11 protein-coding genes are annotated in these 13,820 nt (G+C 66.9%); 5 read left to right on the top strand and 6 right to left on the bottom strand.

Annotation, left to right across the window (positions count from 1 at the left end; genetic code table 11):
- Positions 1–51: 51 nt before the first annotated feature.
- The 3 genes from FHW85_RS06850 to FHW85_RS06840 are packed head-to-tail and all read right to left on the bottom strand — an operon-like array spanning position 52 to position 3,123.
- Positions 52–1,029 (bottom strand): GDP-mannose 4,6-dehydratase, encoded by a 978-nt coding sequence (locus FHW85_RS06850; RefSeq protein WP_168647784.1) that lies wholly within the window; start codon positions 1,027–1,029, stop codon positions 52–54.
- The gene (locus FHW85_RS06845) at positions 1,026–1,955 is read right to left on the bottom strand and encodes a GDP-mannose 4,6-dehydratase (protein WP_210427725.1); all 930 of its coding nucleotides are present in this window, start codon (positions 1,953–1,955) and stop codon (positions 1,026–1,028) included. The genes FHW85_RS06850 and FHW85_RS06845 overlap by 4 nt, the downstream gene beginning before the upstream one ends.
- Positions 1,948–3,123 carry a cystathionine gamma-synthase gene (locus tag FHW85_RS06840; RefSeq protein WP_168647783.1) on the bottom strand — a complete coding sequence of 392 codons (1,176 nt, stop codon included), beginning with the start codon at positions 3,121–3,123 and terminating at the stop codon, positions 1,948–1,950. The genes FHW85_RS06845 and FHW85_RS06840 overlap by 8 nt, the downstream gene beginning before the upstream one ends.
- A gap of 196 nt (positions 3,124–3,319) precedes the next feature.
- Between FHW85_RS06840 and rfbB the strand changes: the two genes are divergently transcribed.
- The 5 genes from rfbB to FHW85_RS06815 are packed head-to-tail and all read left to right on the top strand — an operon-like array spanning position 3,320 to position 8,177.
- Positions 3,320–4,390 (top strand): dTDP-glucose 4,6-dehydratase, encoded by a 1,071-nt coding sequence (rfbB, locus tag FHW85_RS06835; protein ID WP_246866687.1) that lies wholly within the window; start codon positions 3,320–3,322, stop codon positions 4,388–4,390.
- Positions 4,387–5,274 carry a glucose-1-phosphate thymidylyltransferase RfbA gene (gene rfbA, locus FHW85_RS06830; RefSeq protein ID WP_167257071.1) on the top strand — a complete coding sequence of 296 codons (888 nt, stop codon included), beginning with the start codon at positions 4,387–4,389 and terminating at the stop codon, positions 5,272–5,274. Before rfbB ends, rfbA begins: the two co-directional genes overlap by 4 nt.
- On the top strand, positions 5,271–5,828 hold the full coding sequence (rfbC, locus tag FHW85_RS06825; RefSeq protein ID WP_167257072.1) for a dTDP-4-dehydrorhamnose 3,5-epimerase: 558 nt from the start codon (positions 5,271–5,273) through the stop codon (positions 5,826–5,828). The genes rfbA and rfbC overlap by 4 nt, the downstream gene beginning before the upstream one ends.
- Positions 5,825–6,760: a dTDP-4-dehydrorhamnose reductase gene (rfbD, locus tag FHW85_RS06820; RefSeq protein ID WP_168647782.1), complete on the top strand. Its 936-nt coding sequence runs from the start codon at positions 5,825–5,827 to the stop codon at positions 6,758–6,760. Before rfbC ends, rfbD begins: the two co-directional genes overlap by 4 nt.
- 4 nt (positions 6,761–6,764) lie before the next feature.
- Positions 6,765–8,177 (top strand): mannose-1-phosphate guanylyltransferase/mannose-6-phosphate isomerase, encoded by a 1,413-nt coding sequence (locus FHW85_RS06815; RefSeq protein ID WP_167257074.1) that lies wholly within the window; start codon positions 6,765–6,767, stop codon positions 8,175–8,177.
- Between the two features lie 92 nt (positions 8,178–8,269).
- Here the strand turns inward: FHW85_RS06815 and FHW85_RS06810 are convergent, their stop codons facing one another.
- From FHW85_RS06810 to FHW85_RS06800, 3 genes are all read right to left on the bottom strand, one after another.
- The gene (locus FHW85_RS06810) at positions 8,270–10,381 is read right to left on the bottom strand and encodes a phospholipase C, phosphocholine-specific (protein WP_168647781.1); all 2,112 of its coding nucleotides are present in this window, start codon (positions 10,379–10,381) and stop codon (positions 8,270–8,272) included.
- 291 nt (positions 10,382–10,672) lie between these two features.
- Complete coding sequence (locus tag FHW85_RS06805; protein WP_168647780.1) at positions 10,673–11,632, bottom strand: transporter; 960 nt, start codon at positions 11,630–11,632, stop codon at positions 10,673–10,675.
- Between the two features lie 67 nt (positions 11,633–11,699).
- Positions 11,700–13,787 (bottom strand): TonB-dependent copper receptor, encoded by a 2,088-nt coding sequence (locus FHW85_RS06800; RefSeq protein WP_343203679.1) that lies wholly within the window; start codon positions 13,785–13,787, stop codon positions 11,700–11,702.
- Positions 13,788–13,820 lie beyond the last annotated feature (33 nt).

Below are 13,820 nucleotides of genomic sequence, written 5' to 3'. Positions count from 1 at the left end.
CAAAGAAAAAGGGCTCCGATGGAGCCCTTTTTTTGTGCACGTGAATCAGGATCAGCGCGACGACAACCGCCGCAGATCCGCATCCACCATCATCGCGATCAGCTGCTCGAACGTGGTGCGCGGCGCCCAGCCCAGCTTGGCCTTGGCCTTGGCCGGGTTGCCCAGCAGTACGTCCACTTCGGCGGGGCGCATGAACTTCTCGTCCTGCACCACGTAGTCCTGGTACTTCAGGCCGACGTGGGCGAAGGCCAGTTCGCACATGTCGCGCACGCTCACCGTCTTGCCGGTGGCCACCACGTAGTCGTCCGCGCCGGCCTGCTGCAGCATCAGCCACATCGCTTCCACATAGTCGCCGGCGAAGCCCCAGTCGCGCTTGGCGTCGATATTGCCCAGGCGCAGTTCTTTCTGCAGGCCCAGCTTGATCGAGGCCACCGCGTGCGCCACCTTGCGCGTGACGAACTCGATGCCGCGCAGCGGGGACTCGTGATTGAACAGGATGCCGCTGGAGGCGTGCATGCCGTAGCTCTCGCGATAGTTCACGGTCGCCCAGTGGCCCATCAGCTTGGCCACGCCGTAGGGGCTGCGCGGATAGAACGGCGTGCTCTCGTCCTGGCGCTCGGCCTGGATCAGGCCGAACATCTCGCTGGTCGAGGCCTGGTAGAAACGCGCCTCGCGATTGACGATGCGCACCGCTTCCAGCACGCGCAGCGCACCGACGCCGTCGACGTCCGCGGTCAGCAGCGGCTGCTGCCAGGAGGTACCCACGAAGCTCTGCGCGCCGAGGTTGTACACCTCGTCCGCGCGCGAACCTTCGACGGCGCGGATCAGCGAAGAAAGGTCGCTGAGGTCGCCCTCGATCATGTGCACCTCGTCGAGGATGCCCAGCTCGCGCAGGCGCCACGAGGTGTCGGTACTGCGGCGCGGCAGGAAGCCGTGCACCTGGTAGCCCTTGCCCAACAGGAGCTGCGCGAGATAGGCACCGTCCTGACCGGTGATCCCTGTGATCAGCGCGGATTTGTTCTTAGTCATGCAATGCCTCTCGCGTCTTCGATAACGTCATGTAAGGTTTGTTCGATGCTGTAGCGCGGCGACCAGCCGGTATGCGTGCGGATCAAGGCCGCGTCGGCCACCATGCGCCGCTGTTCGCTGGGGCGCAGCCGGGCCGGGTCCTGCCGGATCTCCGGATTCACGCCGCAGGCTTCGCACATGAAGCCGATCATGTCGCGGATGCGGCGTTCCACGCCACTGCCCAGCACGTAGGTGCCGCCGGCCTGGCCACGTGCGAACAGGGCGGCATAGCCGCGCACCACGTCGCGCACGTCGAGGAAATCGCGGGTGGTGTCGATGTCGCCCACGTCCAGCACCGGCGCCTGCCGGCCTTCGGCGATGTCGACGATCTGGTGCGCGAAGGCCGGGATGGCGAAGTCCTTCCGCTGGCCCGGACCGATGTGATTGAACGGCCGCACCACCATCGCATCCAGTCCCTGCGCGCGATGCCACTGCAGCACCAGGGTCTCGGCGGCGATCTTGCTGGACGCATACGGATTGCGCGGCTCCGGCCAGCGGCGCTCGTCCACCGGCAGCAGCGCGTCCGGCACCAGGCCGTAGACGTCGCCCGAGCTGACGTAAAGAAAGCGTCCGCGGAAACCCGACTGCGTGAGCGACTGCAGCAGGTGCAAGGTGCCGAGCACGTTCACCTCGAAGGTGCCGGCCGGGTCCTTGAACGACTGCGGCACGAAACTCTGCGCGGCCAGGTGCAGCACCGCATCGGGCTTCACCTCGGCGATCAGCGCATCCACCGCGTCGCGGCTGCGCACGTCGAAGCCTTCCGGCGCCGGGTGCCAATCGTACGGCCCGAACTCGCCCGCCTCGACGGCCTGGCGTACATGCTCGCCGACGAAGCCGCCGGCGCCGGTGACGAGCAGGCGCAGCCTGGCCTCGCCGGCTTCAGTCATGGGCCAGGGCCTGGGCGAGATCGGCCTGCAGGTCGGCCAGGTCTTCCACCCCCACGCTCAGGCGCACCAGGTTGTCGGTGATGCCCAGGCGCGCGCGCACGTCGGCGGGCACCGAGGCGTGCGTCATGATCGCCGGATGGTTGACCAGGCTCTCGACGCCGCCCAGCGACTCGGCCAGCGCGAAGTAATGCGTGCGCTCGCAGAAGCGGCGCGCCGCATCCAGGCCGCCCTTGATGTAGAAACTGATCATGCCGCCGAAGCCCTGCATCTGCTTCTTGGCCAGCTCGTGCTGCGGATGGCTGGGCAGGCCCGGATAGATCACTTTTTCCACTTCCGGCCGCTGCTGCAGCCACTGCGCCAGCGCCAGCGCGTTGGCATTGTGTTCGCGCATGCGCAGGTGCAGCGTCTTCAGGCCGCGCAGCGCCAGGAAGCTGTCGAACGGACCCTGCACCGCGCCGACGGAGTTCTGCACGAAGGCCATCTTCTGCGCGAGCTCCTCGTTGGCCGCGACGACCACGCCGCCGACCATGTCCGAGTGGCCATTGAGATACTTGGTGGCCGAATGCAGCACCAGGTCCGCGCCCATGGTCAGCGGACGCTGCAGCATCGGCGAGCAGAAGGTGTTGTCCACCACCACCAGCAGCTTGTGCTTGCGCGCGAACGCCACGACCTTGGCGATATCCACCAGCTTGAGCAGCGGATTGGTCGGCGTCTCGATCCAGATCATGCGCGTTTCGGCGTGCACCGCCTGCGCCAGCGCGGCTTCGTCGTTCAGATCGAGAAAGGTGAAATCCAGGCCGGCCGAACGGCGGCGCACGCGTTCGAACAGGCGGTAGCTGCCGCCGTAGAGATCGTCCATGGCGATCACGTGGCTGCCCGCGTCGAGCAGGTCCAGCACGGTGGCCGCGGCGGCCAGGCCGGAGGCGAAGGCGAAACCGGCGACGCCGGCTTCCAGGCCCGCCACGCAGCGCTCGTAGGCCATGCGCGTCGGGTTCTGCGTGCGCGAATACTCGTAGCCCTGGTGATGGCCAGGGCTTTCCTGCACGTAGGTGGACGTCGCATAGATCGGCGGCATGATCGCCCCCGTCGACGGATCGGGAGACTGCCCAGCGTGAATGGCCAGCGTGCCAAGACCTGCTTCGCGCGCCGCGTTATCGCTCTTGCCCATCTGGACTGCTCCGTTTCCGAGATCGAGTAGTTAATGAACCATAATACCGCAAGGCCCCGCCGCAGCCCCAGGGCCGCCCTTGGCGCCATCGCGCCCCGGGTTCATTAGCCGTTGAAATAAGGACTTTAGCGTCGGGTAGAATGCGTGGTTGGCCGGCGCCCCCACGCTGCCCATTCCCCTAATTTGGACGGATTAAATGAGCAGCCATTCGGAAATGCCCGTCACGATCCTGGTCACCGGCGGAGCCGGCTTCATCGGTGCCAACTTCGTACTGCAAGCCTTGGCCGATGGCCACACCGTCATCAATCTCGACAAGCTCACCTACGCCGGCAATCTCGACACATTGGCCTCGGTCAAGTCGAATCCGAAGCACGTGTTCGTCCAGGGCGATATCGGCGACCGCGAACTGATCGCCGGCCTGCTCGCCGGGCATCGTCCCCAGGCGGTGGTGAACTTCGCCGCCGAATCGCATGTGGACCGTTCCATCGACGGCCCCGCCGCCTTCGTCGAAACCAATGTGGTGGGTACGCTGGGCCTGCTCGAAAGCGCGCGCAATTACTGGCTGTCGCTGGAAGGCGAAGCGCGTGACGCGTTCCGCTTCCTGCATGTGTCGACCGACGAGGTGTACGGCTCGCTCGGCGCCGAAGGCGCCTTCACCGAAACCACGCCGTATGCGCCGAACTCGCCGTACTCCGCGTCGAAGGCCGCGTCCGATCACCTGGTGCGCGCGTTCCACCACACCTATGGGCTGCCCACGCTCACCACCAACTGCTCGAACAACTACGGCCCGTTCCAGTTTCCCGAGAAGCTGATCCCGCTGATCGTGCAGAAGGCGCTGGCCGGCGAAGCGCTGCCGGTCTACGGCGACGGCCGCAACATCCGCGACTGGCTGCACGTGGGCGACCACTGCCGCGCCATCCGCGCCGTGCTGGCGCGCGGCCGCGTGGGTGAAACGTACAACGTAGGCGGCAATGCCGAGCGCGAAAACATCACGGTGGTGCGCACCATCTGCGGCCTGCTCGACCAGCACGGCGCGCTGCCCGGCGGCAAGCCGCGTGAATCCCTCATCACGTTCGTGAAGGATCGTCCCGGCCACGATCGCCGCTACGCCATCGACTCCTCCAAGCTGCAGCGCGAACTCGGCTGGCGCCCGCAGGAGACTTTCGAGAGCGGCATCGCGGCAACGGTGCGCTGGTACCTGGACAATCAGCCGTGGGTACAGCGAGTACTCGACGGCAGCTACCGAATGGAGCGTCTGGGCACATGACTACGCAGAAAGGCATCATCCTCGCCGGCGGTTCCGGCACGCGGCTGTATCCGATCACGCAGGCAGTGAGCAAGCAGCTGCTGCCGGTGTACGACAAGCCGATGGTGTACTACCCGCTGGCGACGCTGATGCTCGCCGGCGTGCGGCAGATCCTGATGATCAACACGCCGCACGAACAGCATCTGTTCCGCACCCTGCTCGGCGACGGCTCGCAGTGGGGCATCAGCATCGAGTACGCCGCGCAGCCCTCGCCGGACGGTCTGGCCCAGGCCTACATCATCGGCCGCGATTTCGTCGGCAACGAGCCGAGCTGCCTGGTGCTGGGCGACAACATCTTCTACGGCCACGGCCTTACCGAACGGCTGCGCCGCGCCTCGCAGCGCGCGCACGGCGCCACGGTATTCGGCTACTGGGTGCGCGATCCGGAGCGCTACGGCGTGGCGGAATTCGACGACACCGGCCGCGTCATCGGCCTGGAAGAAAAGCCCGCCAAGCCGAAGTCGCACTACGCGGTCACCGGCCTGTACTTCTACGACCACCGCGCCTGCGACTACGCGGCGGAGCTGAAGCCCTCGCCGCGCGGCGAGCTGGAAATCACCGACCTCAATCGCCGCTATCTGGAAGACGACTCGCTGCACCTGGAACAGCTCGGCCGCGGCTTCGCCTGGCTGGACACCGGCACGCACGATTCGCTGGCCGAAGCCGGCAACTACATCCAGACGATCGAGAACCGGCAAGGCCTGAAGGTCTGCTGCCCGGAGGAGATCGCCTTCATCAATGGCTGGATCGACGCCGAGCAGGTGCTGCGCCTGGCCGCTCCGCTGGCCAAGACCGGCTATGGCCAGTACCTGCAGCGCATGGTTGAACAAGGACCCGTACGATGAAAGTAGTGGAAACCTCGCTGCCTGGCGCGCTCGTGCTGGAACCGCGCGTCTTCGGCGATGCCCGCGGGTTCTTCTACGAGAGCTACAATAAGGCGCGCTTCCAGGAGGCCGGCATCACCGGCGAATTCGTGCAGACCAATGTCTCGCGCTCCGCGCGCGGCGTGCTGCGCGGCCTGCATTACCAGTGGCCCCATCCGCAGGGCAAGCTGGTCAGCGTGCTGGAAGGCGAGGTGTACGACGTCGCCGTCGACATCCGCCGCGGCTCGCCGGACTTCGGCAAGTGGGTGGGCGTGATGCTGAGCGCGGAGAACAAGCGCCACTTCTGGATCCCGGAAGGCTTCGCGCACGGCTTCTGCGTGGTCTCCGAATTCGCCACCTTCAGCTATCAGTGCACCGCGCTGTACGACGGCCCCGCCGACGCCGGCGTGCGCTGGAACGACGCCGACATCGGCATCGACTGGCCGATCGCATCGCCGCTGCTGTCGGAGAAGGACGAGAAAACTCCGTTCCTCAAGGACATCCCGGCCGAGCGCCTGCCGGAGTTCGTGCGTTGAGGATCGTGCTGTTCGGCGGCGCCGGCCAGCTGGGGCAGACCTTCCTGGAAAGCGGCCGCCTGGCCGCGCTCGGCGAGCTCACCGCCATCACGCGCGACGGCACGCCGGTGGTGAACGTGGCCACCGTCGCCGCGGACCTGGCGGAACCCGCCAGCGTCACCGCCCTGCTCGATGCCGTGCAGCCGGACGTCGTCATCAACGCCGCCGCCTACACCGCGGTCGACCGCGCCGAGCAGGAAGAAGCACTCGCCCGTCGCGTCAATGCGGCATCGCCCGGCGCCATGGCGCAGTGGGCCGCCGCGCATGGCGCCCTGCTGATCCACTATTCCACCGACTACGTGTTCGACGGCGAAAGCCCCACGCCCTACCCCGTCGACGCCCCGACCGGCCCCTTGAGCGCCTATGGCCGCAGCAAGCTGGCCGGCGAGCAGGCCGTGCTGGCCGCGGGCGGCCATGCGCTGATCTTCCGCACGGCCTGGGTCTACGCCGCGCACGGCAAGAACTTCCTGCGCACCATGCTGCGCCTGGCCGGCGAGCGCGACGAACTGCGCGTGGTGGCGGACCAGGTCGGCACGCCGACCAGCACCGGCCTCATCGCGGACGCCACGCTGGCCGCGCTGGAGCGCTGGCTGGCCGCCCCGGCCGCGGAACGCCCGGCCCTGGAAGGCGTGCACCATCTGGTGGCTGGCGGCAGCACCAGCTGGCATGGCTTTGCCAGCGCCATCGTCGAGCGCGCCCATGCCCTGGGCCTGATCGCGCGGGCGCCGCGCGTCACCGCCATCGGCACCAGCGAATTTCCGACCCCGGCCCGCCGGCCGTCCTATTCGCTGCTGGACAACCGCGAATTCCAGGCCACGTTCCGCACCACCCTGCCGCCGTGGCAGCATGGCCTGGAAGACGTACTGCAATCCCTTATTTCGCCAGGATCCTGACGCGATGTTGATCCCCCTTATTCTCAGCGGCGGCAGCGGCACGCGCCTGTGGCCGATCTCGCGCAAGAACCTGCCCAAGCAGTTCCTCTCGCTGACCGGCGAAGGCACCCTGTTCCAGCAGACCGTGGCCCGCGCCATCGCCCTGCCCGATGCCACCGCGCCCATCGTGGTGGCCAGCGACGACCACCGCTTCCTGGCCGCCGACCAGCTGCTGGACATGGAAGTAAGCGGCGCCACCATCATGCTGGAGCCCGCGCCGCGCAACACCGCGCCGGCCATCGCCCTGGGCGCCATGCAGGCGCTGAAGTCCGACCCGGAAGCCCTGCTGCTGGTGCTGCCGGCCGACCACCTGGTGGGCGATACCGCCAGCTTCGTCGAGGCCGTGCAGGCCGCCCTGCCGGCCGCCCGCGAGGGCTGGCTGGTCACCTTCGGCATCCGCCCGGACCGCCCCGAGACCGGCTTCGGCTATATCCGCCGCGCCGAGTCGATCGGCGCCGGCACCTACCGGGTGGAGAAGTTCGTCGAGAAGCCGAACCAGGCCACCGCCGAGGGCTACCTGGCCGAAGGCGGCTACGACTGGAACTCCGGCATGTTCCTGTTCAAGGCCGCGCGCTACCTGGAAGAACTGGGCGTGCACGCGCCGGCCATCCTGGAAGCCACGCGCAAGGCCTTCGCATCGGCCAAGGCCGACCTCGATTTCGTGCGCCTGGACAAGGACGACTTCGCCAAGGTGCCGGACGACTCCATCGACTACGCCGTGATGGAAAAGAGCAAGAACGCCGCCGTGGTGCCGGTGAGCTGCGAGTGGAGCGACATCGGCTCGTGGTCCGCGCTGTGGCTGGCCGGCGCCAAGGACGACAACGGCAACCTGCTCGAAGGCGACACGCTGGCCATCGGCACGCGCAATTCGCTGCTGCGTTCGCACGACCGCCACCTGGTGGCGACGGTGGGCGTCGACGATCTCGTCGTCGTCACCACGCCCGACGCCACCCTCGTCGCGCACCGCAACGCGGCGCAGGACGTCAAGAAAGTGGTCGACCATCTCAAGGCCATGGGCCGCAGCGAGCACTCGCTGCACCGCGTGGTGCACCGCCCCTGGGGCAACTACGACTCGCTGGAAGCCGGCGACCGCTTCCAGGTGAAGCGCATCGTGGTGAAGCCCGGCGCGGCGCTCAGCCTGCAGAAGCACCACCACCGCGCGGAACACTGGATCGTGGTGTCCGGCACGGCCGAGGTGACCTGCGACGACAAGGTGTTCCTGCTGGCCGAGAACCAGAGCACCTATATTCCGCTGGGCAGCGTCCATCGCCTGCGCAATCCGGGCAAGGTGCCGCTGGAGATGATCGAGGTGCAGTCCGGCAGCTACCTCGGCGAAGACGACATCGTGCGCTTCGAAGACGTCTACGGCCGCTCGTAAGCGCACGGCGCAGGCTTGAACGCCGAACGGCGGTCCGCAGGCGGGCCGCCGTTTTTCGTATCCGCTTCCCGGGTTCTATCGAGCGTGTGCGTTCAAGCCGGATCGCTGGTCGCGTGGCGCCCGGTTTCGAGCCGGCCTGCCACGCGCACCGTCATGCCCGGCCGGTCCACCAGGAAGTCGTACCAGGGGCCGCTGTCCGCCAGTCCCCAGGCATACCGTAGCGTCTCGCCCGGGAGCAGCGCGTCTTCGGCCGACAGCTCGCGATAGGCAAGCGACTTCACGGTCAACCGGGCCTGCGTGCGCGATGCGTTGTGAGCCTCCATCACCGCCTCTTCGCGCACCAGGTCGAAACGCACCTGAAGATCGATATCGTGCGAAGCCGCCTCCGCCACCGTGCCCTTGAACGCGCGGAAGAAACCGTTCGGCCCGAACACTTCCAGGTCGAAACGGCCCTGGTCGTCGCGCTGCGGATGCCAGGCGGTGTCGGCCAGCTCCTTGCCGGCTTCGATGGTGTAGCGGCGCGGCAGCCGGTCCAGGTGCAGCTTGTCGTACACCTGCAGCACCACGCCTTGCTTGCCGTGGTTGGCGAACTTCAGCGTGACGGCTCCATCCGGCGCATGCGCGAACGCCACCGAGGGTTGATATGGCAGCGCACGGGAAGGACGCGTGCCGGGCTCCTGCCGGCGCTGCGCGGCGGGGCTGGGCGGCGCCACTTCCGGCAGCGTGCGGCCGCGGCGTTCGACGTCCTCGTAGGCCGCGGTAGGCGGCAGGCGCGGGAGCTCGAATTCGTCGGGCTGGGCGAAGTCGAAGGCCGAGGTCAGGTCGCCACAAACCGCGCGGTGCCACGGGCTGATCGCGTCCACGCGGATGCCGAAGCGCCGCTCCAGGAACATCGCCACCGAGGTGTGATCGAACACCTGCGAATTGACCCAGCCGCCGCGGCTCCACGGCGACACCACGTAGGTGGGCACACGCGGACCGAGGCCGATCACGCGCAGATCGCTGCGGTGGCGATCCTCGGCGTGCAGGTAGCGGCCCATGTCATCCTTGAAGTACATGCCGTCGACCGGAGCGGTCGAAGCGCCGGCCATCTTGCCGTCGGTGTCGATCGACGGAATCGCCGGCGGCGGCATATGGTCGAACAGGCCGTCGTTCTCGTCGAAGGTGACGAACAGCGCGGTGCGGCTCCAGCTCGCCGCATTCGCCGTCAGCGCCTGCAAAACGCGTTCGACGAAGTGGCCGCCGCGCATGGCGCTGGACGGTGCGCCGGGATGTTCGGACTCCATGCGCGACGGCAGGATCCAGCTCACCGAAGGCAGCGCACCGCGCATGACGTCGTCAGCCAGCGTATCGAGCGAGTGATGCGACATGCCCTTGCCGTACAGCGGCGAGGCGGGCGGTGCCGAGCGGAACCCCTGGAAGGCCAGGCCGCCGTGCATCAGGCCGTCCCAGTTGTCGTTCGGGTTCTGATAGATCTTCCAGGAAATACCGGCGGCCTCCAGCAGTTCCGGCAAGGTCACCCACGGCAGCGCGCTGCCCGGATAGATATAACCCGGCGAAGGCAGCGTGCCCGACACGCGGCTGCGCAGATTGGTGATCGCGGTATTGCTGTCGTCGGCAAAGCCGTTCTGCGCGCGCAGTGCCGGATCGCTGTTGGAGCCGGACCAGAACATGATGCGGTTCGGCGCCGTGCCGCCCATGACCGAGCAGTGATATGCATCGCACAGCGTGAACGCATCGGCCAGCGCGTACTGGAACGGCGCTTCGTCGCGCGTGTAGTAACCCATCGATGCCGGCGTCTTGAAATAGGGCCAGCGATCGAGCCTGCCCTGCCCCCATGCCGCCTGCGCATCCATGTATTCGTGCGGCATCGAGGGAATCAAGGCGGCATTCATCGCGTCGCCGTCCATATGGAACGGTTCGACGATGCCTTGCGGACCCTGCTGGCTCCACACCCGGTGTCCGCCCGCCACGGGAATCGGGAACCGATCGCGGAACCCGCGCACGCCGCGCAGCGTGCCGAAGTAATGATCGAAGGAGCGGTTCTCCTGCATCAGGATCACCACGTGCCCGACATCGGCAATGGTGCCGTTTCCACGATGGGCTTCGATGCCCAGCGCCCTGCGGATGACCAAGGGCATGCCGAGCATGGCCGATGCGCCGAGCGAGGCACCGGCCAGCTTCATAAAGTCGCGGCGTTTCATTAGTTCTGTCCGACGAGGTCCAACGGCTGGACATGTTCTGCTTAAGTCATGGAGCGACTAAGTCAGGAATATCTCAGCCAAATTTCAGACCAGGACGAACGGAAGCTGGATTTTGGAAATGCTTTTCGGCAATTCGCCGAGCATGTCAGCCCAGTGCAAGCTTCAATGCGAAAACGAATGCTTGCCGTAAGCCTCGGCATCATGCGGGACGATTTTTCAATTCCGTTTGAATTAAAAAAATCACCCGTAAAGAAATCATCGCCACGCCGACGAACCGCGCGACCACCGCGCTCAGAGCCGGTATTGCAGGCCCAGCGACCACAAGCGGCGAGGTTCCAGCTGCAGGCCATTGACGTGCTGGTACACGGGCAATTGCACAAAGGCGAACGCATCCAGGCGCCGCGTGATCCTGACCCCGATGCCGGGACTCAGATAAGCAAGCACCGCACCGCTGTTCGGACGATCCGCCTGCGCACCGCTTTCACGCTGCTCGCCATGCAGGTTCAGCTGGATCTGCGGCGTGAAGCGGCCGGCGTCGAGATAGCGCAGGCCAAGATTGAGATTGAGCGAATTGCCGGGACGAAAATGCTCGCGCGCATCGAGCGCGATCTGCGCCATCGCCTGGCCGAAATAACCGATCGAATCGGTGAGGTAGCCGAACTTGTACACGCCCAGCAGCGCGTCGGTGGTTCCGGTACCCAGCTGCAGACCACGATCCAGCAGTTCGCCGGCCTGAGGACCGGAAACGAAGTCCTGCTTGAAGCGCCCCGTCGGCAACTTCAAGCCGAACTGCAGGCCGATGCCGGCGTCGTCGCTGAAGCCCTGGTAGCGCGCCAGCACGCGCAGGTCGCCGATGCCGCGCGCGTCGGAGGTGGAGACGCCGGTGTCGCCCTCGGCAATGGTCTGGTGGTGGCGGTCCATATAGGGCAGCTGCAGCGACAGGCCCCAGTAGCGCGAGAAGCTGTAGTCCGCGCCCAGCAGCGTGTTCCGGTTGATCGTCTTGCGCTGCACTTCCTCGTCGGCGGGATAGGCGAACGAGCTCCGGCTCACGCTGTCCGCGCCGCTGCGCAGCTGGGATTGATTGAAGTAATCCTCGCGCAAGCTCAGATGCCAGCCGAGGCTGGTGGCATAACCCTGGCTGGACCAGTCGGAATTGAGCGAGCAGCCGCAGGTGGAACAGGCGGCGGCCAGGCCGGGCGCGGCCAGTGCGGCGGCGAGCGCGAAGGAGGAGCAGCAGCGGATGGATGGCATGGAAAGGTGCCTCGCAGGCAGGGAAACATGATAGGCCGCGGCGGCCTCGAACGCCGCCGCGGAACGGTCAGATGTCGAAATCGAGCTTCAGCCAGCCGGTGCGCCCCGGCTCGTTCACGCGCACGGTGTTCACGTAGCCGGCCAGGCCGGCATTCGCCGCATTGACGTGCTCGGCGTAGGTCTTGCCGAACAGGTTGTCGATGCCGGCGCTGAGGGTGAGTCCATGGCCCAGGCGGTAACCCGCGTTGAGCGAGAACACGCCGAAGCCGCCGCTGGCGCCGAGATCCTGGCCGACCAGGTTGCCCTCGCCCACGGCGATGCGCCGCTGTGCGGTGGCGAGCCGCCAGAGCGCGCCGGCGGACCAGCTGCCGTTGTCGTAGGTCAGGCCCAGGCGCGCTTCCAGCGGAGGCATCTGCGGCAACGGACGGTGCTCGGTGCGGTTGGCTCCCCACGCGTAGGCCAGCGTGGCGTCGGCTTTCCATTGCTTGCTCAGCGCATACACCATGCCGGCTTCCCCACCGGCGATGCGCGCCTGCACGTTCATCGCACTGCCGCCGGCCATGCCCTGGCCGTAGCGGAACAGGATGAAGTCATTCACCACGCCGGCGTAGGCGGAGACCCAGGCTTGCAGGCGCGCAGTGCGGTACTGCAGCCCCACATCGAGCTGGGTGGTTTTCTCCGGGCGCAGGCCTGAGAACGAAGCGAGCGTCTTGTCCGCATGCTGGCCGAACAGTTCCCAGTAATCGGGAAAGCGTTGCACATGGCCGACGCCCACGTAGACCGTGGCCGGCATGGCGGCAAGATCCTGTTCGTAGCGCACGAAGCCGGAGGGCAAGGTGGAAGTGCGGCGTGCATCTACCGTGGCGGCTGAATCCATGCCGCCCCCCATATCCATCGACATGCCCATGTCCTCGTGCGCCAGCGCGAGTACGTAGCCATGCGCGGACGCGCGATCCACCCGCACGCCGCCGATCACGCGCCGGTCTTTCGCCACGCTCCAGCGTGCCTCGGCGAAGGCGCCGACGCTGCGCAGACGCGCATCGCGCTCGCGCGGCAGATCGCGGTAGTCGCCCATGGGACTGCCCGGCGGTCCGCCGTTGCGCATGCTGTGGGTGTTGACGGAGCCGTCGACACCCGCGGTCAGTTGCCACGCATCCGGCCAGATCCAGGTGCCGGCGACGCGACCGCCCAGCGTGCGCCGGTCCACATCGCTGGCCATCGCCATCGGCATCATGCTGGCGGGGTCGGGCCGGCGCAGCGTGTAGTTGTCCATCACGTGGTCGGCGTAGTTGTAATAGACCTGGGCTTCGAGCTTGTCGAAGCTGTTGCTCAGGTGGCGGCGTTCCAGTTTCAACGCCGCGCTCTCGCGCAGGAATTGCGCGCCGTCCATGCCGCTGAAAGCGTAGGCGGCGTGGCCGTTGCCTTTGCCGGCGGTCAATTCCAGGCGCGTATCGTCGTCCGGTGTCCAGCCGATCGCCGTGTCCGCGTTCCAGCGATCGTAGGCCGAGTGCACGCGGCGGCCGTCGCCATCGCGGTAGTCCTGCGCATGGGTGTGATTGGCGCGCAGTTCCACGTAGCCCTCGGGCGTGCCCGCGCGCGCGTCGGCGAGCTGATCGTTGCGGCCCGCGGAACCGCCGAGCAGGCTGCCCTGGAAGCTGGCCTTCGGCGCGGCGTAGCGGGTGAATTCGCGTTCGAACAGCACGGTGCCGGCCGAATTGCCCGGCCCGTAAAGCACGGTCTGCGGGCCCTTGATCACCGTGACCTTGTCGAACAACTGCGGCGAGATATACGCCGTGGGCGGATCCATCCGCGACGGACAACCGCCGCCGATCTGACCGCCGTCGATCTGGATATTGAGGCGCGACCCCGCCATGCCGCGCAGCAGCGGATCGCCGTTGCTGCCGCCTTTGCGGATGCTGGAAAAGCCCGGGATGCTCTTGAGGACATCCGCGCCGTCGCTGGCGGGTACGGGTTGGCGTGGCGCCTTGGGGTCGGTGACGACGGTGAGCGGGTCGGTTTGCATCGGCGCGGTGACTACCACCGGCGGAAGCGTTTGCGGTGTGTCGGTGGCATGGGCCGCGCTGCAGGCGGCGAAAACCATCCAGGCATGGACGCGATAGTTGCGCGGATTCGATGCAGGCAGGACTGGACGCACGCGAGCGCGTCCGTGAGGAAGAACGGAATGCAT

The sequence above is a fragment of the Dyella sp. SG609 genome, from assembly GCF_012275375.1.
Taxonomy (GTDB): domain Bacteria; phylum Pseudomonadota; class Gammaproteobacteria; order Xanthomonadales; family Rhodanobacteraceae; genus Dyella_D; species Dyella_D marensis.
The sequence above is the reverse complement of the archived record's forward strand: the minus strand, read 5'-3'. Positions and strand labels throughout refer to the sequence as shown.